Raw genomic sequence first — 23,679 nt, forward strand, 5'->3', positions numbered from 1 at the left:
TTGCAGTGGCTAAGGGCAGCCCAAGCGCTGGGCCAGCTGCCCTGGCTGATGCTTCAATTTGGCCTGCACGTCAGCAGGCAGCGATGACCACAGCGTCAAGCCCGAGCGTCGTTCGATTTCCGCCACTGTGACTTGCTGGGTGCAGAAATCAACACTGCGTGGTGTGTCCTGGTCCATCACAAATGACGCATAGAGGCCCTGCTCCGGGCTGCTTCCGGTGAAGATGACTTTCCAGTAGCCGCTAGGAATGGTGTGTGGCTTGCTCGCAGCCGGCAGTGTGCCTATATGGCGTTCGTACAAGGGTCCTGTGACGACATGAACGCCTTGGTTGTCAGGGCTCATTCTCAAGGCCCGTTCTCGATCCTCCAGCGTCTTCCAGGAGCCTTGATTGAGATCAGGCCGCTGCGGGGTGATGTTCGAGAGGTAGTTCAAGGCCTCCCAATTTGGCACCGCCCCCATGGATGCAAGATTCGCTTGATGGCCCCGCTCCAATACCAGCTGCTTGTAGGCACCGTCATACTCCTTCGGCTCAAGCGTTTCACTACGAGGAAGATCCGGGTCTGTAGCCCAGTCTCGTGGACGGTCCTTGGCATACGTATCCGAGGTAATCCAGTACGCAACCCAATCAGCGAATTTTGTCTTGGGGTTGTTACTCAGCGTGTAGGCCTCCCTATCCAAGATGTGGCCTGAGCTTCCAATTGGACATCCCACTCCGCAGTGCCCTATCAACGTCAATGAGCGGACAGGTGCAGGGGGCGTTCCTGTGGTTGAACAGCCCGCCACCATCAACGCCAACAAGAAAGTCCAACCCCGAGTCCATGTGGTTCTGTTCACTGATAGCATCCTCAACCATGCATATGCAGGTCGCAGGCTAGATCGCAATCGTCGAAGCGACCAGTCACTTTCTCCATAAAAATTATCCCCAGGGGATAAGCCTATAGCGATCCACTGAAGTCCAGTCGGCCACCCTGGGCAATCAGGCCTCAAGCTCCTGCGGTTTCTTCACTGACAGCCTTCGCGCACACCCGCGAAGCTGCCCACTCAATCTCCCACTTGAGTGGCTTCCCATGAGCAACGATCTACAGCTCAACCTCGGCGCGTTGCGCAGTTCCATGCAACTCACCCTGCATACCCACCACGCCTCGCGCATCTGGCACGGCCGCGCCCGCAGCGACGGTCACTCCGGCATCATCGGCCTCAGCGGTTTCGTGTCGATCATGAACAAGATGAAGCGCGGCGCCGAACAGGACGATCCCTACTCCGATGCCTGGATGTTGCGCATCGAAGACAAGTTGAACAGCACCAAGGCCACCCTTCAGGCTCTGCGTGAACAAGTTGATCAGGTCTTGGCGGATGTGCCTGCGGCATTGAGCCTGGGCGAAAACCTCAACCTGCAGCCGGTCAACCTGCCGCTGTTCATCAACGCCCAGCTCGGCTTCATGGCCGTGTACCTGCTGGCCGACTACGACGACTTGGCGCGGCGGTTGATCCTGGCGCACCACACCGCGCTGATCGACCGCGAAACCCAGGACCGTTGGCTCACCGAGGGTGCCCACGCGCTGCGCAGCTTGTTCAGCCTGGCGCAGCAGTACAAGTTCTCCGGCGCGCAGCGTGATGACTTCGCTGCCAACAATGCCGTGGCTCGCATGGCACGGGAGCGCTTTGGCGAACTACCGCAGGAGGTGTTGGACGGTACGTGCCGTTCGCGCTTCGCCCCACCTATTGTGCGACGAAGCCCTCTGGGCGGCCGGCGCCTACGCACGGGCGAGCCCGAAGAAGCATTGACGGCTGACGCAGCGGACAGCGGTGCCGACGACGGTACGCCGAGCGATGAGGACGAGTTGCCATGAGCCCGTCCTACTTCGTTCCGCTGGCACAAGCCGACTATCAGGCACTGGCACAGAGTGCCTATCTAAAAGGCCCTTTACAGCCCTTTAAAGGTAAGGGGAGTTTGGCAACCTGGGCCAACCAATGCTTTGACCTGCGAGATGGGCTGATCGGGTTGGCCAGCGGCCGATTGCTGGCGCAGGCCCGCGCCTACCCGTTCAATCGGTTGCCCGTACAGCTCTGTCCCCAGGTGACTGGCGCTGGGACGACCTTTCTGCGCTGGCGCAACATCTCGCGCACCTCGATGGGCGTGGCGCTGTGGGAAGGTTTGATGGCCGATCCCACCACGCCAGGCGTGCTGCTCGACGACCTGTTGGTACTGGAGCAGCAACGCATCGTGCTCAACCTGCAGATCAGCCTGACCCACAGCCTGGCACGCCAAGCCGAGGCCTGCGCCAGGAAATGGGCGCATGCCGAGGCCATTCACCGGCAATACACCCGACCGCACTTCACGACTGAGGACGACCAACCATGAGCACTCACTTCTACGGCGAGGGCAACATCGGCTCCGCCCCGGAGTACCGCGCCTTCAACAACGGCAACGACGAGCCGCGCCGACTACTGCGCCTGAATGTGTACTTCGACAACCCGGTACCGACCCGCGACGGCTACGACGACCGCGGCGGATTCTGGGCCCCAGTGGAGGTGTGGCACCGCGATGCCGAGCGCTGGAGCGAGCTGTACCAGAAAGGTATGCGCGTGTTGGTGGAAGGCCGCTGCGTGCGCGATGAGTGGGAGGACGAAGAGGAGAACACACGCGTGACGTTCAAGGTTGAGGCCCGACGCGTGGGCATCTTGCCCTATCGGTTGGAGTCGGTTTCGTTGAGTGCCAAACCGGCAGCAGGATCGCCATCTGCATCAGCATCTACCGGTCCCTCGGCGAGTGCACCAGATGAGGCCGAGGGCTGAGCCTGAGCTAGCGAGCGGCTGCGCCAACCGTTTGCCGCTCGCTATGCGTCAGCGTGGATGGTTCGGCGCTGCCGCAATTATCCCCAGGGGATACGTCCACCCACGTCCATGGAGGTCCGCACGCGAGCCATCTGGACGCTTCTGTTGCAGACGCTTTTGGCTCATCGCGGTGCCGCTCGGCACTTCGCGCTCGCAAATCCGGGTAACACCGCGTTCGGCTTGTTCTGCGACAGCCCTTCCTGCCTTGCGCACTCTGGGCCCAGGTACTGCTGGCTCAGGTCAGCGCCTTCCCAGGCAGCCGAGGCCTTCAAGGCTGCGACACACCGAGGTGTGTTGACCACTTCCCTCCGACCCGAGATCCGGCGATTGCGGCAGCGCCAGTGCCCCTGGCGTGACGGTCGGTCTTTTCCTTTCTACCAGGAGCACGCCATGCCCATGGCATTTCGTCCACTTGAACCGTGTAAGGACACACCTTACACTCTAGTCCTGTGATCATCAGCTTCAGGCACAAAGGCCTGAAGGCGCTGCACCAGCGAGGCGATGCGTCGGGGGTGCGGGCTGATCATACCGAGCGTTTGTGTCGCCTTCTGGCGTATCTTGAAGAGGCGCAAACCCCAGCCGACATGGCACTGCCCGGCCTACGCCTGCATACACTGCAAGGCCAGCGTACTGGTTACTGGGCCGTCAATGTCTCCGCCAACTGGCGCTTGGTGTTCCGCTTCTGCGGCACCGATGTCGAGCTGGTGGATTACCTCGATTATCACTAGGAGGCTTTCAATGCCGATGTATGATCCTCCCCATCCCGGCGAATCGCTCCGCGAGGACATTCTGCCGGCCATCAACATGACTATCAGTTCGTTGGCTGAGCATCTGGGGTATTCCCGTGGGCAGCTGTCCACGGTCATCAACGGTCACGCCGGTATCTCGGCAGACCTCGCCTACCGCCTGGAATTGGCCGGGTTGGGCAATGCCCGCATGTGGCTGGCCCTACAGGCCGCTTATGACCTGTGGCAGGTAGAGCACCGTGAGCACCCGCCCATCACCCGGCTGTTCAATCCTGATCTTATGGCGCACGCCGCCAGCTGAGTTCTACAGCCCCGCTTGCGGGGCTGTTCTCGTTATGCCCCACGTCCACTGACGTCCACCGCGTTCCGCGCGCGGCACATGACGAAGCTGCCGATACGCACACTTCGCTGCTGCTCCTGCTGTTTCAGGCTGCCCGCTGCTGAGCGGCTGCACCAACCCTTTGGCCGCTCACCTGCGCCAATCAGGCTGCTGATCCTCGGTACTGCGCCAATCCGAAGGGCCTCCTGACGCCACCACACTGGGTGCCGTCAGGAGGCCCTTCGGGTCAGCTGTAATCCTGGCCGGGCCCACCGGCGAATGCTGGGCGCCTTTTGTGCGCGGATGTGTGCCTGTTGTTCCAACCCACGCCACGACACGGGTTGGGTGAGCCGATCGCGTCAGTCTGGACATGCCGACATCCAGCGCTGCCGACGACGCCACGGTGGTATCGCTGTCCCAGCCGACGGTCCTCCGCTCGGCACCTTGATCACCCTCCTCCATTGCGCCGCTCCTGCTTGTGGAACGAGCGCCCGATCAAGGTTCCCTCCCTATGAAAACCCCACCTTCCGCGTGGCGCTACGGCAGTGTCTGTAGCGGTATCGAAGCGGTCAGCGTGGCGTGGCAACCGCTCGGATTGAGCGCGGCCTGGTTCGCGGACATCGACCGCTTCGCCTCTGCCCTGCTGGCCCATCACTACCCGGGTGTGCCCAATCTTGGCGACCTGCTGCCACTGCCCTTTCGCATGCTCGCCGGCGAGCTGGAAGCCCCGGACATCCTGGTGGGCGGCACGCCCTGCCAGGCCTTCAGCCTCGCGGGCCTGCGCCAAGGGCTGGCCGACCCGCGCGGTGCCCTGACCCTTTGTTATGTGGAGCTTGCCGATGCCATCGATCACATCCACGCCTGCCAGCAACGTCCTCCCGCCGTGTTCGTCTGGGAGAACGTACCCGGCGTGCTCAGCGACCGAGGTAACGCGTTCGGCTGCCTGCTTGCCGCCCTGGCTGGCGAAGATCATCCGCTATGCCCGCCACGCCAGCGTTGGTCGCACGCAGGTGTGGTGCTGGGCCCCCGCCGAACAATCGCGTGGCGGGTGCTCGATGCCCAATATTTCGGCGTGGCCCAACGACGCCAGCGTGTGTTTGTTGTCGCAAGCGCTCGACCCGGGTTCGATCCCGCCGAAGTACTGTTTGAGCGCGAAGGCCTGCGCCGGGATTCTGCGCCGCTGCGCACGCCACCAGAAGACATTGCCGGCACCCTTACGACTCGCAATGCTGGCGGTGATCTGGGGTGCCTGCAGCCAGTGATGCCGCCGCTGTGCCTGGCGCATGGTCAGGGCGGTGCCGAACTGTGGGTGGATGGCGCACCGACGCTGACCTGCAACCATGAAGCGCCGATCCTGGTGCAATCGACGGCCGTGCGCCGGTTGATGCCGGTGGAGTGCGAGGCGCTGCAGGGCTTCGAACGGGACTACACACGGATACCCTGGCGCAACAAGCCGGCCGAGCGCTGCCCGGATGCGCCGCGCTACAAGGCCTTGGGCAATAGCATGGCGGTGCCGTGCATGGCCTGGATTGGGCAAAGGCTGCTGCGGGCACTGGAGCAATCGGGGTGAAGGGGACTGCGGATTGAACGCTGACGGCGTTTCGCCATGGGCAGAGGCTGTGGGCCTGTGTCGCTGACCGTGGTCAGCACCGGCCCAGACAGCCCCGGACTTCAAGGCTGTGCCGTGTCGATGACGCGGTGTCCTCACCTTTCCCCGCTTATCAGGAGCACTCCATGTCCCAGTCCACCGAAACACCTCAATCCCTGCACGACGAACTGGTCCGCGTCCAGCATGCACCTACGGCTTTCTTCATCACCTGGCGTCAGGGCGTGAAGCTGGCCGGGATGTACTACTTCGGTGACGGCACAGCCGAAGGCTATGACTGTGCCGATTGCCTCGACGACCTGGCCCCGAACCTTGAGCGGATCACTGCATCATTGGGTGTGCTCAGCTCTGGCGAGCGCACATTTATCGCAGCCCTGTACAGCTTCTACAACGCGCACGACGGCGGCAAGTTGCTCGCCGAAGCCGGCATCGAGGGGTTGGCAGACCTGTGTTCGCTCGACATCAGGCGCCGGCAGATCATCACCACGCTGCTGCTCAACTATGAGGGGTGGTAGCCTTTGTCACTTCATCCAACAGAGCCCCCGCCAGGGGCTCTTTTTCGTTCTGCTCTGCACACACCGCAAACGATCAGATCGCTCGCCGCCTCCCGGTGCATGACCATATGAAAAACATACACGCGATCGTCTCTGAAATCGGGTAGCGCTGCACAACCCATTCAAGCAGGACAGGCTGGGTGCCAGACCGCATCCTGAGTCCATGTCCGCTGGCGTTGCCAGCAACATGCCCAGGTAGCCTAGGTCTTCAAGGCTACGGCGCGGTGTCTACCGCGTTGACCCTCTTCATCCACTGCTGTTCAAACCACCCATGCGGGGAGCCAACCTCCCCAATGGGCGGCTGTCTTCGCGCTTCATTGTTCGGAGACTTTCATGTCCAATTCTTCCCACGAAACCAGCTACTTCGACCTGCACATCACTGGGTTGGGCTACCTCAACCGCATCCGCGAAGTCACGCCCAAGAAAGGCGGCAGCTTCCTCGCCTGCAATATCGCCGCGCTGAATGGTCCCAGCGACAACGCCGAGTACCGACGCTTCGATGTGCGTGTTTCGGGCAGCAAGGCCCAGCAACTGGTCCGCCGTTGCAGTCAGGCCGTCACGGACAAGCGCAAGGTGCTGATCGGCTTTCGGCTCGGTGATCTGTATGCCGACACCTTTCTCTACGAGAAGGGCCAGAACGCCGGCAAACATGGCGTCAGCCTGAAGGCGAGGCTGTTGTTCATCAGCTGGATCAAGGTTGACGGGCAAGCGGTATACAAGGCGGAGCCGTACAACGCCGACGATCAAGACGGCACCGTTCAAGGGGAGGCCGAAGCGTTGGCTGGCTGACGCAGACACACATCCATTCCAGTGAGGCTTCTGCCTCATCCCTCTATCCACCCACCGGGAACTCTGCTCCCGTTGGAGCGCAGGGTTCTCGGTCCATGGAAACAATCCGCATGGATCTGAAAACACTCTGCGAAACCACGAAGCCCAAGTTCCGCCTGGGCACGCTTCTCTTCACTCAAGCTATCCATCGTCTGTTTCAGGACGACAAGATCGATCTCGTCCCACTGCTGCATCGCCATGTCCGCGGCGACTGGGGCGAGGTAGACAATGAGGACAAGCAGTTGAACGACCGAGCGTTGAACACGCACCATCGCTTGTTCTCAGCGTATGACGTAGCACCGCACTACCGCGTGTGGATCATCACCGACGCAGACCGCAGTGCCACCACCGTACTGCTGCCTGAAGACTACTGATCACCCAACACGGCCTCTTCGGAGGCCGTTCTTTCCTTTCCCGAAATCCCGAAATCCCGCTTACAAAAATCTGCCAATTGGCCGTAATCGTACAGTGTGATCACGCGCCTTTTTACAGAACAAGTCTGCAATGACCTACAAGCGAGACTGCACGAGCTTGTTAAATTCAACCCACCTTCATTGAACATCACTTTTGTGACAACTGCGGCACCCCGCAACTCCGCCAGACGATTTAAAGCCACTCTCTCCAGACACGTGTCAAAACATTTCAATACTTGCGATCCCTGATAAGCCTTTGCCACACTGGAGATCTTTTACCGTCGGAGCTCAACATGCCCACCCTAGGCGAACATCAACGACTTGAACGAAAACTAGCCCGTAAGCTCCGCAAATTGCAAGCACTGAAAACAAATCCAAAGCTTCAGCTTGAGATCGAGTTCAAAAGAAAGCTTCACATTCTACTCGACGAGTACAACTACGACGCTCAGAAGGTTTTTCTATTTTCGCTCCCTGTTTAGTTCCTGAGCTGAAGCCACTGGCGCCCGCCAGGCCCAAGCAACAAGGGAAGCGTCGAAAAACAAAGCACTATACCAACCCTTACACTGGGGAAGTCTTGTCATTCAATGGCGGTGGCTTACACAGGACCTTAAAATCGTGGAAGCTACGATACGGCCCGCTGGAGGTTGAATCCTGGGCGTCCAGGTAAGAAATTGGCCTCTACCTCAGAACCAACACAGTGTCGGCTCACTCATGCGATGCACTAAGATGCGACATAAAAAACTCCGAACAACTACATGCGCACGTTCGCTCACACACCTGCCGCAACTTGATCACTCACACTTTCGATTTTCTTTAGCATTTAGCTGCCGCCCCATTCGCCCGCTTCACTACAAATTCGAAAATCGGCTGAAGTGCGCACATCAGAGCGTGTAGCGTCACTTCCAACTCAGCGATGGCCTGGATAACTGTGTCCGAGCCTGCACCAAACACGGCCCGGTTTATCAGTGCCGCCTCAGTATCAACGAGCTCAATACCTAGGTGCCGAATACCGCTCAGAGTTCCCAGCTCTCGACTGGAATAGGCACTGTCATGAATCATGATGTTCCGTGATTTACGGTATGCCTCCATCACGCCCTTGACCCGCAGCAGGGCCTCGTGAACCCCCGTGTGATTCTGCACCTGCTCGGCAATCAGCTGATTGGTCTTGCGCGCACGTTTGGACAGCAGCAGCGCATCAGCCACCAGCAGAAACGCGCGATCCACAGCACCGATTCCTCGAAAGATGAAATTTTCGTAGTGGTAGCGATAGATCTCCGGGTCGGGATCAGGAAGCTGCCTGAGGTCGTTCAGGAACCGCACCACCAAACGCAACGCCGCCAGGGTGTTATCCAGCTCACCCACCCGGCCATACACCGCCTGCGCGAAGTACTCGACAGCGGTCGCCTTGGCGCTGACTCGCCCAGCGCTCACCGCTTTCAGGCCTTTGACCGCATAGCTTCGGAAGTACGGCTCAAGGCACCGAAGCCCAGCGTGTTCCATCAATGACGCATATTTCATCGTGCATCCACTCGATAACACATTCGGGTTATTCCATTCGCCTAGCAAGGCCCCTACAGTTGACCGCTGCACTAGGCCTTTACAACGACAGTACCGTTCACTCATCCCGGCAGTACGCGGTAGGAGCAATCCTAAAGGGAGGTTCGATGCTCGACCGAATAGCTAAGGAATGGCAGTGCTTGTCCCATCTTTCGGCGCAACTCAAAGAGCTTAAGGCCTTCGCCGAGGAATTGGGGTTTCATTACTACAGCTTTGCGTTTACAAGCTCTGCGCACTCAATCAACCCGAGCAACCTTCTACCGGGCGGCGACCCGCTTGTCCAGGCAGCCCTGGAATTCCGGCCAGCCCGTCTGCGCCACTCAAGCATTCCGCTGGTCTGGGAGCCCAAGGCGTTTGCCCAAACTCCACTCCACTGGCCCGAGGCTCAGAAACTGGGCCTTCGTCACGGATGGATTCAACCACTGCACTACGGGGCAGCCCCCAGCAGCTTCGCATTGCTGCGCCCGCATGTCAGCGTGTCCATCAACGAGTTGTATCAGAAAGCCGCCACGGTCATGTGGCTGGCCAAACATCTACATCTTGCCGCCATGTTTGAGGCCGGCGTCACTGACACTCACGCGCTTTATGGACCTTCGTGCGCAAGGTGAGATCCAGCGGGGAATAGTAAATCCAATGGGTCACGTAGGCGGCAAACCAGGTCCGCTTGAGCAACCAGCAAGCGCAGATCAACATCAGCAACGCTATGGGCACGGCAAAGTCACCGAGTGTAGCCATGACCAAGGCAATCGCCGAGCTGTCCGGCTCCGTTTTCCTCGCTATCGTCCAGTCGGATACGACCAGCACCAGGCAGCCAAACACCCGGTCGCCCAGCGCCTGCATGAAGGCCTCCCGCTTCTGCCGCTTCTCCAGGTGGCACTGGTACCAGCGAGGCGAACAGGGCGAACCCCGCCAGAACAATCGCCCACATCGCCAGACTCTCGCAGCCCGCGCTCCACACCTGCAGGCCGTGCTGTGCCCACAGTGGCTGGGCGATGTCGACGAACAGCACCGCACTGCAGATCGTCAGTGCCCACTTCACTTCCGGGCCCAAGCGTGAACCCTCCACGGCATAGGTCATTGGCAGCCCCTTTCTCTCAGCTTGATCGACGCGGGACTGTACGCGCCTGGCAATCTTCAGGGTTTGCGCTACGTCCGGTTTTATTGCTGATTCGCCTCAGAAAAGTTGCAAATACTGGCGCCCGTCTATCACGGGAGTTGGGTCATGCGGCTTTCATTCACCTGTACTGCGTTCGCATTCGCCCTGGGCGGGTGTGTAACCGTGCCAGAAACGTCACCACCGGCAGCTGTTGCGACTGAGCTTGCGACTGCCAGTCCCGAACCCATTTGGGTTGAACGGCAGTCGCGCTACACGTTCGTGGAGCTGACGCCGGAATTGGCTCAGCAGGATCTGCTGCTGCAGACAATTGATGTGCGCCTTCCCAATGGGCCACTGCTGACCGTCGGGGATGCCCTGCGTTACGTGCTCCGGCATTCGGGCTATCAGCTGTGCGAGCACAGTCCAATGGCACAGGCACTGTTCGCGTTGCCCCTGCCCGCCGTGCATTTCCAGTTGGGCCCCATGGTACTGCGCAGCGCCCTGCTGACCCTGGCAGGACCAGGATGGGCGTTGCAGGTGAATGACCTCGACCGGCAACTGTGCTTTGCACAAGACATCGCCGAAAAGCAGGAGACTGCCCATGGCACCCTTTGACCGGCTTCGAGCGCGTCCGGCCTGGGTGATGCCCGCGTTGGCCGGATTAGTAGTGGCCGGTGCGCTGGTCTATCAACAGCGGTCATTGGAGCAGTTGGCCGAATCGGTGCAAGGCAGCTCAACCACTGTTGAGGTGCAGTCCTTGGGCGAGCGCCTTTCTACGCTGGAGCAGTTCAACGACACCCAGCAGAAGCAGCCCACGGCCATCACGCTGGAGCAACTGTCCGACCTCAGGCGTGAGTTTGAAGCGCAAGTCACCATCCTGGACGTACAGCTTGCTGATCGCGCCGCTGCCAGTGAACTACAGATGCTGAAAGATTCGGTAGAAGCGGTGAGCGCTTCGGTGCAAAAACTCGAGGCTGAGAAGACTGCACAACGCCCAGCCACACGCGCTCCTAAACCCGTGCTTAAGGAACCACCTTTCACCGTGCTCGGGATCGAGGTGCGCGGCGGCCATCGCTTTGTCGCTATTAGTCCGCAGGGCCGTCCCGGACCTGAGCATATTCAGCTGCTGCGCATCGGCGATCACTTCCTGGGGTGGCACCTCGAATCCATCGAACCACAGGCCGTCGTGTTTCGTACGGGCGAGCTGACGCGCCGCCTGGATGTTCGGTAGGAGACAGCCATGAAAATTCTTCTGTCGCTGTCGCTCGCGCTGCCCCTATCTGTGTCGGCCGCCCAACCCAGCGAGGCTCGAAGCGCCGCAAAGGTATCAACGGTCGCGCCCCTCTCCAACGACCAGGCCGCCCGGGACTGGGGCCTCAAGCCAGAGGAATGGAACCGCTACCAACAGCTGATGCAGGGCCCATTGGGCATCTACTCGCCCAATCTCGATCCGCTCAGCGCATTGGGCATCGAAGCGCAGTCGGACACCGAGCGGCAACGCTATGCAGCATTGCAAGTGCAGGCCGAGGCACGCCGTGTGGAGAAACTACTGGCCTATCAGCGCGCCTACGATGACGCGTGGAAGAAGCAGTTTCCTGGCGTGTTACCCGTCAACCTCACCGATGGCGTACCGGCGTTCCCCAAGGTTGCGTTACCTGCTGGGAGTGGTCGCCTGGCACTGTTCGTCAAGGCCAACTGTCCCGCGTGCAACGCCCGGGTGCAACAGCTTCAAGCCAGTGGCACTTCGTTCGACCTGTATCTGGTGGGTAGCCGCCAGGATGATGCCCAGCTTCGCCTCTGGGCGCGCGAAGCCGCGATTTCGGCGTCCAAGGTCCAGAGCCGCAGCATCACGCTCAATCATGATGGCGGCCGTTGGTTGTCCCTCGGACTATCAGGCGATTTGCCCGCGCTGGTGCGCGAAGTGGGTGGGCAATGGCAACGACAGTGAGCCTACGTCAGGGGCTGGCCCTGTGGCTTAGCTTGGCACCTGCCGTTGCTTGGGCGCAGATCCCGGAAACTTACCAGCGCGTCGCCCGGCAGGCAGGTGTGCCGGCTAGCGTGTTGTACGCCGTGGCCTTGCAGGAAAGCGGCATCTCCATTCGCAAGCGGCACTTGCCATGGCCCTGGACGCTGAACATCGCCGGCAAGGGTCACTATTACGCGACCCGCATCGAAGCCTGTCGGGCCCTGCTCAGCGCCCGACAACATACCAGTGCCAAACGCATCGATGTGGGCCTGATGCAGCTCAACCTGGGCTACCAGCAGCGCTACTACCAACAGCCCTGCGAGCTGCTGGACCCGACACGCAATCTCACCGCGGCCGCCAGGATCCTACGACAGCACAGGCGCGCAGGCGAAAACTGGATGCCCTCCATTGGCCGCTATCACCGCCCTGCTGGCGGTGCCCCGGCGGCCCGTTATCGCCGAAGCGTGGCAGGACGCCTCAATCAGCTCACGCCTGGGAGGCTATCGCCATGAAGCGTCTACTGATGCTCACACTTCTGCTTCCTGTCTTTGCGTCTGCTTCCGAACCCCGACTGCCCACATCGCCTTACAGCGAGGCGGATATGCTGCCAGTGCGCACGGTTTCGCTCTCGCCGGGTGCGGTTGCTTCGCGCAGACTGGCCACACCCAACATGCCGGCGCTGTTCCTGATTGGGGATGATCCACTTTCACAGGCCTGGCTGAAACGGCGCCTGCCTGTACTGCAGCAGCTCAAGGCAGTGGGGTTGGTGGTACAAGTCAGCTCGCTGGCTGACCTGGAGCGCCTGCGCGCACTGGCGCCCGGCGTGGCCCTCTACCCCGCGTCGGCTGGCGACCTGGCCCAACGCCTGAACCTGTCGCACTATCCCGTGCTGATCACTGCTACCGCCATCGAGCAGTAGCATGAGCCAGGCCCATGCCATTGAAGTACTGCTGCGGCCAGTGGTTGAACTGTACAGCGCCGTCGTGTGTTTCGCTGCGGCATTCTTGTGCCTGTTCGCCCCCTGGTCGCTGGCGTTGAATGACACCTTGGGGTTGGCATCGGCCATCATATTTGCGGCCTTCGGAGCACTGCGGCTTCGGCAGGCCTGGGAGGTTTTGCGTTACCAGCACAACCTACGCCGCTTGCCCCGCTATACCCTGACCAGCCGCCAGGTCCTAGTCAGCCAGCAACGGCTATTCCTCGGCCGGGGCTTTCGCTGGGACCAACGGCACACCCACCGACTGCTGCAGACCTACCGTCCCGAGTTTCGCCGCTACGTCGAGTTGCCCGCTTGGGTACAGGCCTTACGCCAACTGGAAGTCCGGTTGGAGTTCACGCCCTACCCGTTGCGTAACCTGCCGCGCCTGACGCGCTGGGATCACCCCCTCAACCCTGCACGTCCATTACCGCCTGTGGGTGGCTTGCCCCGTCTGCATGGCATCGAGCCCAGGGAGGTCGATGTCACCCTACCCCTGAGCGAGCGCGTCGGGCATACCCTGGTGCTGGGTACCACGCGTGTCGGCAAGACCCGCCTGGCCGAGTTGCTGATCACCCAGGACATCCGCCGCAAGATCGCCGGCCAACACGAGGTTTGCATCGTCTTCGACCCCAAAGGCGACGCCGAACTGCTCAGGCGCATGTACCTGGAAGCCAAGCGGGCCGGGCGCGAGGGTGAGTTTTATGTGTTCCATCTGGGCCAACCGGACACCTCCGCCCGCTACAACGCCATCGGCCGCTTTGGCCGCATCACCGAGGTGGCCTCGCGCATCGCCGGGCAGCTTTCCGGCGAAGGCAACTCCGCAGCCTTCCGCGAGTTCGCCTGGCGCTTCGTCAACATCATCGCCCGCGCCCTGGTCGAGCTGGGGCGGCGCCCGGACTATCTGTTGATCCAGCGCCATGTGGTCAACATCGACCCGCTGTTCGTCGAATACGCCGCGCACTTCTTTGCCAAGCACGATCCCAAGGCCTGGGAAGCCATCGTGCAGATCGAGGCCAAGCTCAACGAGAAAAACACACCCCGCCATATGGCCGGACGAGACAAGCGCGTGGTGGCCATCGAGCTGTACTTGAACCGCACCAAGCTCTATGACCCCGTACTGGAAGGCCTGCGCTCGGCCGTGCGCTACGACCGCACCTACTTCGACAAGATCGTCGCCTCGCTGCTGCCCCTGCTGGAAAAGCTGACCACCGGCAAGATCGCCCAGCTGCTCGCCCCGGACTACAACGACCTGAACGACCCGCGGCCGATCTTCGACTGGATGCAGATCATCCGCAAACGGGCCATCGTCTATGTCGGCCTGGATGCCCTGTCCGATCCCGAAGTAGCCGCCGCCGTGGGCAACTCCATGTTTGCCGACCTGGTGTCGGTGGCAGGGCACATCTATAAGTTCGGCATAGATGATGGGCTGCCGGGTGGTGAGCCGGGCACGCAGCTGCCGATTAACGTCCACGCCGACGAGTTCAACGAGCTGATGGGTGACGAGTTCATTCCACTGATCAACAAGGGCGGCGGCGCCGGCATGCAGGTGACGGCCTATACCCAGACCCTCAGCGACATCGAAGCGCGGCTGGGTAACCGCGCCAAGGCCGGACAGGTGGTGGGCAACTTCAATAACCTGATCATGCTGCGCGTGCGCGAGACGGCCACGGCCGAACTGCTGACCAAGCAGTTGCCGACGGTCGACGTGTACAGCACATCGGTGGTCAGCGGCGCCACGGACAGTTCCGATCCGCAGGGCGCCACGGCGTTCACCTCCAACACCCAGGACCGCATCAACACCCACAGCGTGCCGATGATCGAGCCGGCACACATCGTTGCCTTGCCCAAGGGGCAGGCCTTTGCGCTGATCGAGGGTGGCCAGCTGTGGAAGATTCGAATGCCGCTGCCGGCGCCCGATTCAGACGAAGTGATCCCAGCGGACTTGCAGGCCCTGACCCATTACATGCGGCAGGAACCCGACGATGACTGGTGGAAGCAGGTTGCTCAGGAGCCTGGGGCAGATCTGCCTGCCGATCTGCAGGAGGAGCATGCGCCATGAAAGACCCAGCCGTGACAGCACAGCGACAGCAGGCGCAACAGCAAAGTGCCCTGGTCAGTCTGATCACCCTGCCCTTTCGCTTTGTTGGCGTGCTCGGCGGCTCCCTGTTCCTGTGCATTCTGATCGAATGCGTGGGCATGCACGTGTTCTGGCCCGAGCAGGGCTGGCGGCATGCCCAGCAGATGCTGAGCTATGAGCTGGAGCAATTGCCAAGGAACTTCACCCGCAGCGTACTGGTGCAGGAACCGGGGCGCACTGCGCAGCAGATCGTCGGGCTCGCCTATGACGGGCTATTCGTGCAATCGGGCTTGGTCGAATGGGTTGAGGACGCGGCGCGGCAAGCTCGCGGAGAACGTCTGCCAGCCGAGCAAGACTTTCGCTTCTATGTGAGGCAGGCCTATCGGTCGCTAGAAAGCTACCTGCTGGCGGGTGCTTACACCGTGCTGGTGTTTCTGGTGCGGTTGCTGGTGCTCTGCCTGAGCCTGCCGCTGTTCGCCGTGGCCGCCTTCGTCGGGCTGGTGGATGGACTAGTGCGGCGAGACATTCGCCGCTTCGAGGCGGGCCGAGAATCAGGCTTTATCTACCATCGTGCCAGGGCATGCCTGGTGCCTTTGGCAGTCTTGCCATGGGTGCTCTATTTGGCACTGCCGGTCAGCATATCCCCTATTCTGATCCTGCTGCCGGCAGCAGCCTTGCTGGCAGTAGTCGTGGGAATCTCGGCGGCGAGCTTCAAGAAGCATCTGTGAATCGTGCCGTCCGTTACTCCTGCCAGCAAGCGTGTACTGCAGTCATCCTCCCAATACCGGTTTGACACTACACACAACAAGCCGCATTGAACCTCTGCTCATCGCCACATAGAGGTTGCGAGCATCCAATCCATCGCCGTTCATGATTACGGCAACCTCAGCCTCCAAACCCTTCAACAGTAACGTGCTGCCCACGGCACGTTTCGGCAAGGGTCTGCCCTGCATCCGGTTGTCCTCACGCACACGCTGAGTTGCAGCCTCAAATGTCATTGTCCCTGATGCGGCCTGGCGCATCGCCTTCAGAGCTGAGTACAGAATCGCTGGTCGGTGCACTCTCACGTCTGGCTGTGCCCGCAACTCCATCAGCAAGTGGGTCGCCAGATCGAAGGAGGGCGATACCTGAAAATCCCGCGCCGCTGTCTCAGCCTTAGTCGCCGGATTGCGCGCTGTACCCTTTGCCAACGACTCCAGCCGCTTCAGGAACGCGGGCACGCCCAGGTTCGTCATGACACTTTGCGCGAACGCCATGAGGTCTGCCAAGCCGGACTGGCTGGCTGGATCGTAGCTACGTCCAAAAGCAAGCAAGTCGCGCAGGTCCACAGCTTCAACCGTCACGGCTCCCGGGGTTTGACTCGCAATGTTGCGCTGACTTTCCGGGTTGGTCGAATCGCCGATGATCAACACCCGGCCCTCAGCGATCGGCGATGCTGTCCGCGCAGCGGCCAGACGTTTTGGATGATCGTCGGCGCCTGCGAGTGGTACCCAGGTCACTTGAGGCGGCGCTAATCGCAGATCGACGCGTTCACCGCGCATCAGGGCGTGGCGAGCTTGCAGCAGCCATGTACCCAGTACCGGTTCGCCCGCGTTGTTCCATCGCCAGGGTGTCTGCAGTTCGTGCACGACAGGAAAGTGCGCGCACACGTGCTGGTTCCAATCGGCCAACGCGTTCCCTGGGAATCCAAAAATAGCCTGCATGGGATCGCCAAGCACGCACGTCGGTAACACGTGCGAAAGGAAATACACAATCGTGTGCTGGGGTACCGAACAGTCCTGGTACTCATCAACGATCAGCTGCGCGTAACTGGAGCGGATCACGTCATTGGCATGCCCTGCCTGAAGCAGCCTCCAGGCGGCCTCGCGAATGACAGGATAGTCACGCGAAGCGTTCTTCAAATTCAGAACTGCAGGGTCGTGGCCGCTTCGCGCAGGGAACGTCGAGATAAGCCGCATTGCCCAGCCATCGATGGTTGACAACCTGTAGGCCGATGACCGGACACCCGCACGGTCGAGTCGAGCGCGCAGCGCTGCTACGCCCGCGTTGGTGTGAGTCAGAACGAGAATGGGTTTGGAGCCTTGGTAAGAAGCCAGCGCTTTGGCAATCAGCTGAGTCTTACCGCAGCCCGCAGGGGCTGTGACGGTTCCACGGTTGATCTGTAGTAGATTGACTTCGGCCTCTATCATTGGGCTGCCCATCCAAAGATGCGGTCCATCTTGGCAGTGAAGGCCTGGTTGCCATTCATGAGGTCCGGCGCAATGACGGTGCGGGCGGCTTCCTCCATCCATGAGATCGACTTGAACCATCCAGATTTGCGAATACGTGATGCCTTGCCAAGCAAGGTCCGTGTATCCGCTGACAGCGAACCGCCCTGGGCTTCCGCCCAGATGGAATCCAGCGAAGCTGTATTGTTCGATACGGTCACAACGTGCGAACGAACCAAGTCCTCGTGAAGACTATGGGCGAACTTGATGAGGTTCAGGCAACCATTTACCGAAAGGCTATGGAACAGCTCATCTTCAAGCGCCCTCCCGTCGTTCCACGCGATGAACTGTCCACCTTTCTGCAAGAACGCTTGCTCGGTAGCAGCCGTAGGTGGTTTATCGTCATCGCGAACAACCATCACCCGGTAACCCAATGCCTGGAATACGGCAGCACGCTGGTAGGGACGGTCAGCATCACCACCGCCACTATCAATCAGGCCTACCCCGAGAGCCATCAATGAGGGCACCCCCTGGCTGACCCGGTACAGATCGAGTCCCCGAATCAAGCCGATCTCGCTTGCACCTTCACAGATGATCACGGACCTTGCCAGAAAGGCCTCCGGGTACAATCGGATGGTGCTTTGAATGTCGTCCGCACGTCCAACGTCACGCACCACGTGGCCGGCGAGGGTTGGACGCACTACGCAAAGCTGGTCACCACTCAGTTCCCGAAGTGCGACGGGAGAATGCGTGGTGAGAAAGGCCTGGATCGGTGGCTTTTCCGCTTCCTTGGCTCCAAGCGAGCCCAAGAAACGGGTGATGCGATGGGGCTCCAGCCCATATTCCAGTTCATCAGACAAGACGATGCTGGCACCGGCCTGCGCTTTGCGCTGAAGCCCTGCAATCAGCAAGCGCGTAGAGCCAATGCCTAGCCCACGCAAAGGGATCCCCGCTTCGTTATGAAGCGCAATGGTGCCTGCGCCAAATGACACAGAGTGGGCATCCAGCAGCGCTCTCGCCTTAGCACCCACTGAAACGCCCAGCTCATCCGCAGTCATCTTGACCAGTCCTAACGCAGCACCCAGTTGCTGCTCTGCCTGGTCTCCGAACGTCTGACGAGCATCACGGGCTGCCTGCACCAGAACAACGGACGCATCTGCCCGTTCCTCGGAAATGCGATTGAGCACTGAACCACGCTGCCAGCTCAAGTTGTAGTCCGAGTACGTACCGATACGAGTTGGCGCTAAGGCCAATCGATCTTTCCACGCCAGACTTTTTGTAACGCCCTGTTGAGCAGCGCGATCAGACAGCAGGGTCCAAGACGGCTCAAGATCGCTTGCGACGGAGAGGTTGAGCGTCAACACCACTTCAGCACCGTGCTCGGGCTCATCCTCCAGGAGATCCAGCTCACTGAAGTACCCTCGCAGGAACAGCCCATATCCGTCCAAACTCATCATGGATGCTTCAAGCTCGCCAAGCGTGAGCGTAATGCTGATGGGTGAGGTGATGTCCAGACAGTGGAAATCGGTATCTGAAAACTGGGCACTTCTACGCGCGCCCAGGCACAGGTCGATGGCGTCCAGGATCGTTGACTTCCCGCTGTCGCCTGGGCCGATCAAGCAGTTGATTCCTGGGCTGGGGCACCAACTCAGCTGTTTGATCCCGCGGAAGTTCGCAATTTCAACCTTTCTGATTCTTGCCATAGTCCTTCATAGCTCCATGTCGAGCCTAGCCAGATAGTTAGCCAAGACTGCCTTAACCGCTGTCGCGAATAAAGCGGTGGATCGCAGTGCCCGTTTCTTTGCAGCATTCACAGGCTGCCTTACCCACCATCGGCCCATTCCGAACATGTGGGAGGGCCATGAAAGTGAATGCACCATCGCACTGCGCTTTGCAGTGGCTACTGCTTAGCGTTCTACTAATTGACGGTATCGGTACGCTGCCAGCCAGTGCTTCTGATATCGAACGCGCCCAGCTAGCCACTGTACTCCGGCAGCTCGACGCCCTGGAACGGCACGCCGACAACAGCGCCGCCCTCTCCCACCCAATCGCCGCGCGCTACCACTTCGACTACCTGCGCCTGCGCGAGGACATCCAGCGTATCCGCTCTGGCGTGCAGGACTACCTGACGCCCCAGCGCGCCCAGCCCCGTGACCTGGCGCCGATGCTCGGTGAGTACGTCGGCGAGGCCGATGCGCCATGACCGCCGCCCAGCAAGCCGCCTTCCAGGCCCACAGCGGTTTTACCCCCTCCCAGATGGCGACCCTGGTCCTGTCCCTGGTGTTCGCCATCACCCTGCTCTGGGGGGCTTGGGCCATTCGTACCGCCTACACCGGCTGGGCTGAGCAACGCCTCAGCAACCGCCAGTTCGTCGGTGTCGTGATCCGCTTCGTCGCGCTGTACCTGGTGCTGACGTTCTTTTTCCTGTCCTGATGGGGTTGTCATGATGAACCGTTACCTTGCCCGTTTCCGCCGTGCTGCCTGCTTCGGCGCCCTTTCCAGCCCCGCCATAGCGATTGCCCAGGGTCGCCTGCCGACCATGGAGGATCCGTCCCGCGGTGCCGGCAACGGCATCATCCAGACCATCCAGAACTACGGCTACGACATCGTGCTGCTGATCGCCCTGCTGGTGGTGTCCGGGATGTTCATTGGCGTGTGTTACCACGCCTATACCCGCTACTCGGAGATCCACACCGGCCGGGCGACCTGGGGGCAGTTCGGCTTGACGATCGCCATCGGCGCGATGCTGTTGGTGGTAGGGATCTGGTTGCTGACCAAGGCCACCACCATTCTGTGAGGATGCCGCCATGCCTTCCTCGATGATCAGCCTGGCTGACGGCACCGTGAGTTTTCTACCGCATCGACTCAACCGCCAACCGGTGGTGGTGCGCGGGCTGACGGCAGATGAGCTGTGGATCTGTGCCGGCCTGTCGGGCTCGACCGGGTTTCTGCTTGGGCTGGCATTGGCCTGGATAGGGAGCAGCATCGCCCTACTCCCTACCTGCATCGTCGCGGCCATCGCGGTAGGCGTGTTTGCAGGCGGCGGATTGCTACGTCGTTTGAAGCGTGGCCGCCCCGACACTTGGCTGCACCGCCGTCTGCACAGTTGGGGCGCCAAGCGCTATCCGGCGCTGGCTCAGCGCCTGGGCTTTCCGGGCCTGATCCAGCGCTCCGGGTTCTGGACCACCCGGAGGGGCGCCTAATGAGCCGTTTCAAGAACGAGGTGCTGCACCTGCAGGCACACGTACGGACCTTGCGTATCGGGGCAGGTGCACTGTTCGTGCTCGCACTGGGCCTCGGCGCGGGTTGGTGGAGCGCGCCACGGGACCTGACCCTGCACATTCCGCCTGACCTGCGTTCCGGCAGCGTCCGCAAATGGTGGGACGTGCCGCCCGAGTCGGTGTATGCCTTCAGCTTCTACATCTTCCAACAACTCAACCGCTGGCCCACCGATGGTGAGCAGGACTATGCGCGCAACCTGCAGGCGCTGTCGGCCTATCTGACTCCCAGCTGCAAGGCATTCCTGCAGCAGGACTACGGCTACCGACGCAGTACCGGTGAATTGCGCGAGCGGGTGCGTGGAGTCTACGAGATTCCCGGGCGCGGTTATGGCGATGACCCGACCGGCCGCGTGAAGGCGATCAGCCGGGACGACTGGCGCGTCACCCTGGACCTCAGTGCCGACGAGTATTACGGCGCCGAGCAGGTCAAACGGGCCCTGGTGCGCTACTCGCTGAAGGTCGTGCGCCTGGACATCGACCCCGAGCGCAATCCGTTTGGCTTGGCTTTGGACTGTTACAGCCAGGCACCGCAGCGCATCACAGCGCCGACAGCGGCATCGCCTGTCGCCCCTTCCCCTGGAGAAACCCAATGAATTTCGTCATGAGGCTTACCCTCAGCGGCCTGGCACTCGCTTGGTCCACAGGCAGCCATGCCACCGAGGTCATGCGCTGGGAGCGGCTACCATTGAGCATTCCGCTGGTGGTCGGGCAGGAGCGCGTGATCTTCGTGGATCGCGATGTGCGGGTGGGGATGCCGGCTGGGCTTGAGGGGGCGCTGCGCGTCCAAAGCACCGGTGGTGCCGTATACCTTCAACCGCTGAGCGAACTCGCACCGAGCCGTGTGCAGTTGCAGGATATCCAGACGGGTGAGTTGATCCTGCTCGATGTTTCCGCCGCAGCGGCAACGAAAGACGATGCCGCACCGGAACCCATCAAGATCATCAGTGCGATCGGCCCTGAGAGTGAGCATGAAAGTTCAACCCCATCCACTCCAACTGCCACGCCCGTACCGGTTGTCCTGACCCGCTATGCCGCCCAGAGCTTGTACGCCCCACTTCGCACGGTAGAAGGCTTGCCCGGTGTACGCCGTACCAAGCTGCCTGGGGAGCTACCGCTGCATACGCTGTTGCCCAATCAGTTGATCGAGGCCACGCCGCTAGCCGCCTGGCGACTCGGGCAGCACTGGGTCTCCGCCATCCAGCTACGCAATCAATCTCCCGCGTGGATTGATCTCGATCCCCGAGAGCTGCAAGGGGACTTCGCAGCGGCCACCTTCCAGCATGCCCGCCTCGGCCCACATGGCCGCGCCACCGATGCCACGGTGCTGTACCTGGTTACCCAAGGCCGAGAGCTGAGTGAAGCTCTCCTGCCCAGCATCAGTCGTATCGACGCCACCCTCAACCTGCCCCGGCCCGGCGACACCAAGGAGGTGGCCGATGAAAAGTAATCAACTGCTCATGTGGCTGATGGTGCCGTTGGCACTGCTGCTGGGGTTCGTCCTGCTCAAGCTGTGGAGTCCGGAACGCGCCGAGCCCAGCAACTCAGGCCATCCCGAAACACTGTCTCCCGAAGAGATGAAGGCCCTCGGTATCGAAGGCGATACGCCGCGCGACACCGTGGCGACCCTGGTAGCCCAGGTCAAGCAACTGCGCAACGAGCTGCAAACGGCCCTGAACGACAACAAGAACCACAAGGTCGACAACGAGCGGCTACGCCAACGCGAACAGGCCATCGATCAGCGCGTGCAGCAGGCGTTGGACGGCGAGCGGGACCGGCTGCGCGAGGAGCGCAGTGCGATGGCCGGCGACCAACAGCAAACGCAGGGGCTGCTCAACGAACTGCAGCGCCGGCTGGATTCGATGGGCCAGTCTGGTGAGAATGCAGATCTTCCGATTGGCCTTGGCTTGCAGGAGGGGGATGGCGACACGTTCAAGCGTGATGAAGTGCGCTGGATTGAGCCGGCTGATCAGAAGCCCAGTGAACCGGGCAAGACCAGCGGTCTAGTCTCCGGGTTTAGCCTACCCAAGCTGGAGAGCGCCGCTGACACGTTCGCAGCCTCAGGGGCCAAGGCGCTCGGCGTGTCCAGCCCCACGTCCTACTACACCGTTCCCGCCAACAGCACCCTGATGGGCTCGATCGCCATGACCGCACTGATCGGCCGCGTCCCCGTGGATGGCACCGTCAACGACCCCTACCCGTTCAAGGTGGTCATCGGGGCCGACAACCTCACCGCCAATGGCATCGACCTGCCGGAAGTTACCGGCGCCGTCGTCAGTGGCAGCGCCTCCGGTGACTGGACGCTTTCCTGCGTGCGCGGGCAGATCCGCTCCATCACTTTTGTCTTCCAGGACGGCACCATTCGCACCCTGCCCGAGGAGTCCAAGGGCCAGGGCCTCACCGCAACCACGGACGGTGGCCTGGGCTGGATCAGCGATCCCTATGGCATTCCGTGCGTGGCCGGCGAGCGCCGCAGCAATGCCCAGCAGTATCTGGGCTCCCAGGCCTTGATCACGGCTGCTGGGGCGGGGGCGGCGTCCTTGATCAAATCGGACAACGGCACCGCCTTCGCCAGCAACGGCAACAGCACCTTGGGCACGGTCGGTATCTCCAGCGACGAAGCCATGGGCCGCATCCTCAGCAGCGGCGTGCAGGACATGTCGCAGTGGGTGAACAAGCTCTACGGCCAGGCCTTTGCGGCGGTGTACGTCGAGCCGGGCGCGAAGGTGGCCGTGCACATCGAACAACCGCTCACCCTCGATTACGACCCCTCGGGCCGCAAGGTCGACCATACCCTGGAGAAACGCTATGTCACGCCGCTCGACTAAGGCTCTGGCCCTGATGCTGGTCACCGCACTGACGGGATGCGCTACCAACTCGGAAAAGCTGCTCACCCACGGTGGCCGCAGCATGGATCAGGTGTGGCGGCAGGAAACCGGGGGCGATCCCTCCCAGCGTCATTTGCTGTACGCCCGGCAGGCGCTGCGTCGGCCGCTCGATGAGCCCGAAAGTGAAGACGCGTCCAGCTATACACGCACCGCCAAGAACGAGATCTACCGCCAATTCCATCGCCTGCCCAATCCCGACCTGGTGATGTATGTATTTCCGCATCTGGCCGGCACCGATCCGGTACCGGTGCCGGGCTACAGCACCGTGTTTCCGCTGTACCAGCGCGTGCAGTACGCGCTGCCTGGCGAACGCACCGAGGACTATTGACC

31 protein-coding genes are annotated in these 23,679 nt (G+C 61.2%); 26 read left to right on the forward strand and 5 right to left on the reverse strand.

From position 1 onward, the window contains the following. Positions 1 to 9: 9 nt before the first annotated feature. Positions 10 to 843, reverse strand: a complete 834-nt coding sequence (locus ACIP21_RS13565) for a DNA/RNA non-specific endonuclease (protein ID WP_400688182.1) — start codon at positions 841 to 843, stop codon at positions 10 to 12. 224 nt (positions 844 to 1,067) lie between these two features. Here ACIP21_RS13565 and ACIP21_RS13570 point away from each other — a divergent pair, with 224 nt between their 5' ends. The 10 genes from ACIP21_RS13570 (at position 1,068) to ACIP21_RS13615 (ending at position 7,968) form a co-directional block, all read left to right on the forward strand. Next, positions 1,068 to 1,850: a PFL_4669 family integrating conjugative element protein gene (locus tag ACIP21_RS13570; protein WP_400688184.1), complete on the forward strand. Its 783-nt coding sequence runs from the start codon at positions 1,068 to 1,070 to the stop codon at positions 1,848 to 1,850. Continuing rightward, the gene (locus tag ACIP21_RS13575) at positions 1,847 to 2,362 is read left to right on the forward strand and encodes a DUF3158 family protein (protein ID WP_400688186.1); all 516 of its coding nucleotides are present in this window, start codon (positions 1,847 to 1,849) and stop codon (positions 2,360 to 2,362) included. Before ACIP21_RS13570 ends, ACIP21_RS13575 begins: the two co-directional genes overlap by 4 nt. Beyond that, positions 2,359 to 2,796, forward strand: coding sequence for a single-stranded DNA-binding protein (locus ACIP21_RS13580; protein ID WP_400688188.1), 438 nt, complete (start codon positions 2,359 to 2,361; stop codon positions 2,794 to 2,796). Before ACIP21_RS13575 ends, ACIP21_RS13580 begins: the two co-directional genes overlap by 4 nt. Before the next feature lie 488 nt (positions 2,797 to 3,284). After that, on the forward strand, positions 3,285 to 3,563 hold the full coding sequence (locus ACIP21_RS13585) for a type II toxin-antitoxin system RelE/ParE family toxin (protein WP_400688190.1): 279 nt from the start codon (positions 3,285 to 3,287) through the stop codon (positions 3,561 to 3,563). 10 nt (positions 3,564 to 3,573) lie between these two features. Next, positions 3,574 to 3,882, forward strand: a complete 309-nt coding sequence (locus tag ACIP21_RS13590; RefSeq protein WP_400688192.1) for a HigA family addiction module antitoxin — start codon at positions 3,574 to 3,576, stop codon at positions 3,880 to 3,882. Between the two features lie 529 nt (positions 3,883 to 4,411). Then, positions 4,412 to 5,470 carry a DNA cytosine methyltransferase gene (locus tag ACIP21_RS13595; RefSeq protein ID WP_400688194.1) on the forward strand — a complete coding sequence of 353 codons (1,059 nt, stop codon included), beginning with the start codon at positions 4,412 to 4,414 and terminating at the stop codon, positions 5,468 to 5,470. A gap of 164 nt (positions 5,471 to 5,634) precedes the next feature. After that, positions 5,635 to 6,021, forward strand: a complete 387-nt coding sequence (locus tag ACIP21_RS13600) for a hypothetical protein (RefSeq protein WP_400688195.1) — start codon at positions 5,635 to 5,637, stop codon at positions 6,019 to 6,021. A gap of 372 nt (positions 6,022 to 6,393) precedes the next feature. Further along, positions 6,394 to 6,849 carry an STY4534 family ICE replication protein gene (locus tag ACIP21_RS13605; RefSeq protein ID WP_400688197.1) on the forward strand — a complete coding sequence of 152 codons (456 nt, stop codon included), beginning with the start codon at positions 6,394 to 6,396 and terminating at the stop codon, positions 6,847 to 6,849. Between the two features lie 110 nt (positions 6,850 to 6,959). Further along, positions 6,960 to 7,262, forward strand: a complete 303-nt coding sequence (locus ACIP21_RS13610; RefSeq protein WP_400688199.1) for a hypothetical protein — start codon at positions 6,960 to 6,962, stop codon at positions 7,260 to 7,262. Between the two features lie 535 nt (positions 7,263 to 7,797). Then, positions 7,798 to 7,968, forward strand: a complete 171-nt coding sequence (locus tag ACIP21_RS13615; RefSeq protein ID WP_400688702.1) for a hypothetical protein — start codon at positions 7,798 to 7,800, stop codon at positions 7,966 to 7,968. A 146-nt stretch (positions 7,969 to 8,114) separates the two neighbouring features. Here the strand turns inward: ACIP21_RS13615 and ACIP21_RS13620 are convergent, their stop codons facing one another. After that, positions 8,115 to 8,819: a hypothetical protein gene (locus ACIP21_RS13620; protein WP_400688201.1), complete on the reverse strand. Its 705-nt coding sequence runs from the start codon at positions 8,817 to 8,819 to the stop codon at positions 8,115 to 8,117. A 146-nt stretch (positions 8,820 to 8,965) separates the two neighbouring features. Here ACIP21_RS13620 and ACIP21_RS13625 point away from each other — a divergent pair, with 146 nt between their 5' ends. Then, positions 8,966 to 9,466, forward strand: a complete 501-nt coding sequence (locus tag ACIP21_RS13625; RefSeq protein WP_400688203.1) for an autoinducer binding domain-containing protein — start codon at positions 8,966 to 8,968, stop codon at positions 9,464 to 9,466. Positions 9,467 to 9,576: 110 nt separating this feature from the next. Here ACIP21_RS13625 and ACIP21_RS13630 read toward each other — a convergent pair whose 3' ends face one another. Further along, positions 9,577 to 9,936, reverse strand: coding sequence for a hypothetical protein (locus ACIP21_RS13630; protein WP_400688205.1), 360 nt, complete (start codon positions 9,934 to 9,936; stop codon positions 9,577 to 9,579). Positions 9,937 to 10,080: 144 nt separating this feature from the next. Between ACIP21_RS13630 and ACIP21_RS13635 the strand changes: the two genes are divergently transcribed. The 7 genes from ACIP21_RS13635 to ACIP21_RS13665 are packed head-to-tail and all read left to right on the forward strand — an operon-like array spanning position 10,081 to position 15,704. Continuing rightward, the gene (locus ACIP21_RS13635; RefSeq protein ID WP_400688206.1) at positions 10,081 to 10,569 is read left to right on the forward strand and encodes an integrating conjugative element protein pill, pfgi-1; all 489 of its coding nucleotides are present in this window, start codon (positions 10,081 to 10,083) and stop codon (positions 10,567 to 10,569) included. After that, complete coding sequence (locus ACIP21_RS13640) at positions 10,556 to 11,185, forward strand: hypothetical protein (protein ID WP_400688208.1); 630 nt, start codon at positions 10,556 to 10,558, stop codon at positions 11,183 to 11,185. The genes ACIP21_RS13635 and ACIP21_RS13640 overlap by 14 nt, the downstream gene beginning before the upstream one ends. Before the next feature lie 9 nt (positions 11,186 to 11,194). After that, positions 11,195 to 11,902, forward strand: a complete 708-nt coding sequence (locus tag ACIP21_RS13645; RefSeq protein WP_400688210.1) for a TIGR03759 family integrating conjugative element protein — start codon at positions 11,195 to 11,197, stop codon at positions 11,900 to 11,902. Beyond that, on the forward strand, positions 11,887 to 12,432 hold the full coding sequence (locus ACIP21_RS13650) for a transglycosylase SLT domain-containing protein (protein WP_400688212.1): 546 nt from the start codon (positions 11,887 to 11,889) through the stop codon (positions 12,430 to 12,432). The genes ACIP21_RS13645 and ACIP21_RS13650 overlap by 16 nt, the downstream gene beginning before the upstream one ends. Then, the gene (locus ACIP21_RS13655) at positions 12,429 to 12,839 is read left to right on the forward strand and encodes an integrating conjugative element protein (protein ID WP_400688214.1); all 411 of its coding nucleotides are present in this window, start codon (positions 12,429 to 12,431) and stop codon (positions 12,837 to 12,839) included. The genes ACIP21_RS13650 and ACIP21_RS13655 overlap by 4 nt, the downstream gene beginning before the upstream one ends. 1 nt (position 12,840) lies before the next feature. Next, positions 12,841 to 14,958, forward strand: a complete 2,118-nt coding sequence (gene traD / locus ACIP21_RS13660) for a type IV conjugative transfer system coupling protein TraD (protein ID WP_400688215.1) — start codon at positions 12,841 to 12,843, stop codon at positions 14,956 to 14,958. Continuing rightward, a complete protein-coding gene (locus tag ACIP21_RS13665; RefSeq protein ID WP_400688217.1) occupies positions 14,955 to 15,704 on the forward strand; it encodes a TIGR03747 family integrating conjugative element membrane protein in 750 nt (249 codons plus the stop codon). Before traD ends, ACIP21_RS13665 begins: the two co-directional genes overlap by 4 nt. Positions 15,705 to 15,746: 42 nt before the next feature. Here the strand turns inward: ACIP21_RS13665 and ACIP21_RS13670 are convergent, their stop codons facing one another. Together ACIP21_RS13670 and ACIP21_RS13675 are read right to left on the reverse strand one after the other, a co-directional pair. Beyond that, positions 15,747 to 17,177: a UvrD-helicase domain-containing protein gene (locus ACIP21_RS13670; RefSeq protein ID WP_400688219.1), complete on the reverse strand. Its 1,431-nt coding sequence runs from the start codon at positions 17,175 to 17,177 to the stop codon at positions 15,747 to 15,749. Then, on the reverse strand, positions 17,162 to 18,886 hold the full coding sequence (locus tag ACIP21_RS13675; RefSeq protein WP_400688221.1) for an ATP-dependent nuclease: 1,725 nt from the start codon (positions 18,884 to 18,886) through the stop codon (positions 17,162 to 17,164). Before ACIP21_RS13675 ends, ACIP21_RS13670 begins: the two co-directional genes overlap by 16 nt. A gap of 158 nt (positions 18,887 to 19,044) precedes the next feature. Between ACIP21_RS13675 and ACIP21_RS13680 the strand changes: the two genes are divergently transcribed. The 8 genes from ACIP21_RS13680 to ACIP21_RS13715 are packed head-to-tail and all read left to right on the forward strand — an operon-like array spanning position 19,045 to position 23,677. Then, positions 19,045 to 19,386: an RAQPRD family integrative conjugative element protein gene (locus ACIP21_RS13680; RefSeq protein ID WP_400688223.1), complete on the forward strand. Its 342-nt coding sequence runs from the start codon at positions 19,045 to 19,047 to the stop codon at positions 19,384 to 19,386. Then, positions 19,383 to 19,616: a TIGR03758 family integrating conjugative element protein gene (locus ACIP21_RS13685; protein ID WP_400688225.1), complete on the forward strand. Its 234-nt coding sequence runs from the start codon at positions 19,383 to 19,385 to the stop codon at positions 19,614 to 19,616. Before ACIP21_RS13680 ends, ACIP21_RS13685 begins: the two co-directional genes overlap by 4 nt. 10 nt (positions 19,617 to 19,626) lie before the next feature. Further along, entirely contained in the window at positions 19,627 to 19,980 is a 354-nt protein-coding gene (locus ACIP21_RS13690; RefSeq protein WP_400688227.1) for a TIGR03745 family integrating conjugative element membrane protein, read from the forward strand. 10 nt (positions 19,981 to 19,990) lie between these two features. Continuing rightward, positions 19,991 to 20,386 (forward strand): TIGR03750 family conjugal transfer protein, encoded by a 396-nt coding sequence (locus ACIP21_RS13695; RefSeq protein WP_400688229.1) that lies wholly within the window; start codon positions 19,991 to 19,993, stop codon positions 20,384 to 20,386. After that, positions 20,386 to 21,057: a PFL_4703 family integrating conjugative element protein gene (locus tag ACIP21_RS13700; protein WP_400688230.1), complete on the forward strand. Its 672-nt coding sequence runs from the start codon at positions 20,386 to 20,388 to the stop codon at positions 21,055 to 21,057. Before ACIP21_RS13695 ends, ACIP21_RS13700 begins: the two co-directional genes overlap by 1 nt. Continuing rightward, positions 21,054 to 21,911, forward strand: a complete 858-nt coding sequence (locus ACIP21_RS13705; protein WP_400688232.1) for a TIGR03749 family integrating conjugative element protein — start codon at positions 21,054 to 21,056, stop codon at positions 21,909 to 21,911. The genes ACIP21_RS13700 and ACIP21_RS13705 overlap by 4 nt, the downstream gene beginning before the upstream one ends. Further along, entirely contained in the window at positions 21,901 to 23,289 is a 1,389-nt protein-coding gene (locus ACIP21_RS13710) for a TIGR03752 family integrating conjugative element protein (protein ID WP_400688234.1), read from the forward strand. The genes ACIP21_RS13705 and ACIP21_RS13710 overlap by 11 nt, the downstream gene beginning before the upstream one ends. Then, a complete protein-coding gene (locus ACIP21_RS13715) occupies positions 23,270 to 23,677 on the forward strand; it encodes a TIGR03751 family conjugal transfer lipoprotein (RefSeq protein WP_400688236.1) in 408 nt (135 codons plus the stop codon). Before ACIP21_RS13710 ends, ACIP21_RS13715 begins: the two co-directional genes overlap by 20 nt. Positions 23,678 to 23,679: the final 2 nt, after the last annotated feature.

Source organism: Pseudomonas sp. NPDC089401, from assembly GCF_044749485.1.
GTDB lineage: Bacteria > Pseudomonadota > Gammaproteobacteria > Pseudomonadales > Pseudomonadaceae > Aquipseudomonas.

Excerpts from the sequence above, each read along its gene's own strand:
- ACIP21_RS13565 (WP_400688182.1), bottom strand. The coding sequence starts at position 843 with ATGCTATCAGTGAACAGAACCACATGGACTCGGGGTTGGACTTTCTTG.
- ACIP21_RS13575 (WP_400688186.1), top strand. The coding sequence starts at position 1,847 with ATGAGCCCGTCCTACTTCGTTCCGCTGGCACAAGCCGACTATCAGGCA.
- ACIP21_RS13600 (WP_400688195.1), top strand. The coding sequence starts at position 5,635 with ATGTCCCAGTCCACCGAAACACCTCAATCCCTGCACGACGAACTGGTC.
- ACIP21_RS13710 (WP_400688234.1), top strand. The coding sequence starts at position 21,901 with ATGAAAAGTAATCAACTGCTCATGTGGCTGATGGTGCCGTTGGCACTG.
- ACIP21_RS13570 (WP_400688184.1), top strand. The coding sequence starts at position 1,068 with ATGAGCAACGATCTACAGCTCAACCTCGGCGCGTTGCGCAGTTCCATG.
- ACIP21_RS13715 (WP_400688236.1), top strand. The coding sequence starts at position 23,270 with ATGTCACGCCGCTCGACTAAGGCTCTGGCCCTGATGCTGGTCACCGCA.
- ACIP21_RS13625 (WP_400688203.1), top strand. The coding sequence starts at position 8,966 with ATGCTCGACCGAATAGCTAAGGAATGGCAGTGCTTGTCCCATCTTTCG.
- ACIP21_RS13650 (WP_400688212.1), top strand. The coding sequence starts at position 11,887 with ATGGCAACGACAGTGAGCCTACGTCAGGGGCTGGCCCTGTGGCTTAGC.
- ACIP21_RS13610 (WP_400688199.1), top strand. The coding sequence starts at position 6,960 with ATGGATCTGAAAACACTCTGCGAAACCACGAAGCCCAAGTTCCGCCTG.
- ACIP21_RS13645 (WP_400688210.1), top strand. The coding sequence starts at position 11,195 with ATGAAAATTCTTCTGTCGCTGTCGCTCGCGCTGCCCCTATCTGTGTCG.
- ACIP21_RS13675 (WP_400688221.1), bottom strand. The coding sequence starts at position 18,886 with ATGGCAAGAATCAGAAAGGTTGAAATTGCGAACTTCCGCGGGATCAAA.
- ACIP21_RS13695 (WP_400688229.1), top strand. The coding sequence starts at position 19,991 with ATGCCTTCCTCGATGATCAGCCTGGCTGACGGCACCGTGAGTTTTCTA.
- ACIP21_RS13700 (WP_400688230.1), top strand. The coding sequence starts at position 20,386 with ATGAGCCGTTTCAAGAACGAGGTGCTGCACCTGCAGGCACACGTACGG.
- ACIP21_RS13655 (WP_400688214.1), top strand. The coding sequence starts at position 12,429 with ATGAAGCGTCTACTGATGCTCACACTTCTGCTTCCTGTCTTTGCGTCT.
- ACIP21_RS13580 (WP_400688188.1), top strand. The coding sequence starts at position 2,359 with ATGAGCACTCACTTCTACGGCGAGGGCAACATCGGCTCCGCCCCGGAG.
- traD (WP_400688215.1), top strand. The coding sequence starts at position 12,841 with ATGAGCCAGGCCCATGCCATTGAAGTACTGCTGCGGCCAGTGGTTGAA.
- ACIP21_RS13685 (WP_400688225.1), top strand. The coding sequence starts at position 19,383 with ATGACCGCCGCCCAGCAAGCCGCCTTCCAGGCCCACAGCGGTTTTACC.
- ACIP21_RS13640 (WP_400688208.1), top strand. The coding sequence starts at position 10,556 with ATGGCACCCTTTGACCGGCTTCGAGCGCGTCCGGCCTGGGTGATGCCC.
- ACIP21_RS13620 (WP_400688201.1), bottom strand. The coding sequence starts at position 8,819 with ATGAAATATGCGTCATTGATGGAACACGCTGGGCTTCGGTGCCTTGAG.
- ACIP21_RS13630 (WP_400688205.1), bottom strand. The coding sequence starts at position 9,936 with ATGACCTATGCCGTGGAGGGTTCACGCTTGGGCCCGGAAGTGAAGTGG.
- ACIP21_RS13705 (WP_400688232.1), top strand. The coding sequence starts at position 21,054 with ATGAATTTCGTCATGAGGCTTACCCTCAGCGGCCTGGCACTCGCTTGG.
- ACIP21_RS13665 (WP_400688217.1), top strand. The coding sequence starts at position 14,955 with ATGAAAGACCCAGCCGTGACAGCACAGCGACAGCAGGCGCAACAGCAA.
- ACIP21_RS13635 (WP_400688206.1), top strand. The coding sequence starts at position 10,081 with ATGCGGCTTTCATTCACCTGTACTGCGTTCGCATTCGCCCTGGGCGGG.
- ACIP21_RS13605 (WP_400688197.1), top strand. The coding sequence starts at position 6,394 with ATGTCCAATTCTTCCCACGAAACCAGCTACTTCGACCTGCACATCACT.
- ACIP21_RS13690 (WP_400688227.1), top strand. The coding sequence starts at position 19,627 with ATGATGAACCGTTACCTTGCCCGTTTCCGCCGTGCTGCCTGCTTCGGC.
- ACIP21_RS13670 (WP_400688219.1), bottom strand. The coding sequence starts at position 17,177 with ATGGGCAGCCCAATGATAGAGGCCGAAGTCAATCTACTACAGATCAAC.
- ACIP21_RS13590 (WP_400688192.1), top strand. The coding sequence starts at position 3,574 with ATGCCGATGTATGATCCTCCCCATCCCGGCGAATCGCTCCGCGAGGAC.
- ACIP21_RS13595 (WP_400688194.1), top strand. The coding sequence starts at position 4,412 with ATGAAAACCCCACCTTCCGCGTGGCGCTACGGCAGTGTCTGTAGCGGT.
- ACIP21_RS13680 (WP_400688223.1), top strand. The coding sequence starts at position 19,045 with ATGAAAGTGAATGCACCATCGCACTGCGCTTTGCAGTGGCTACTGCTT.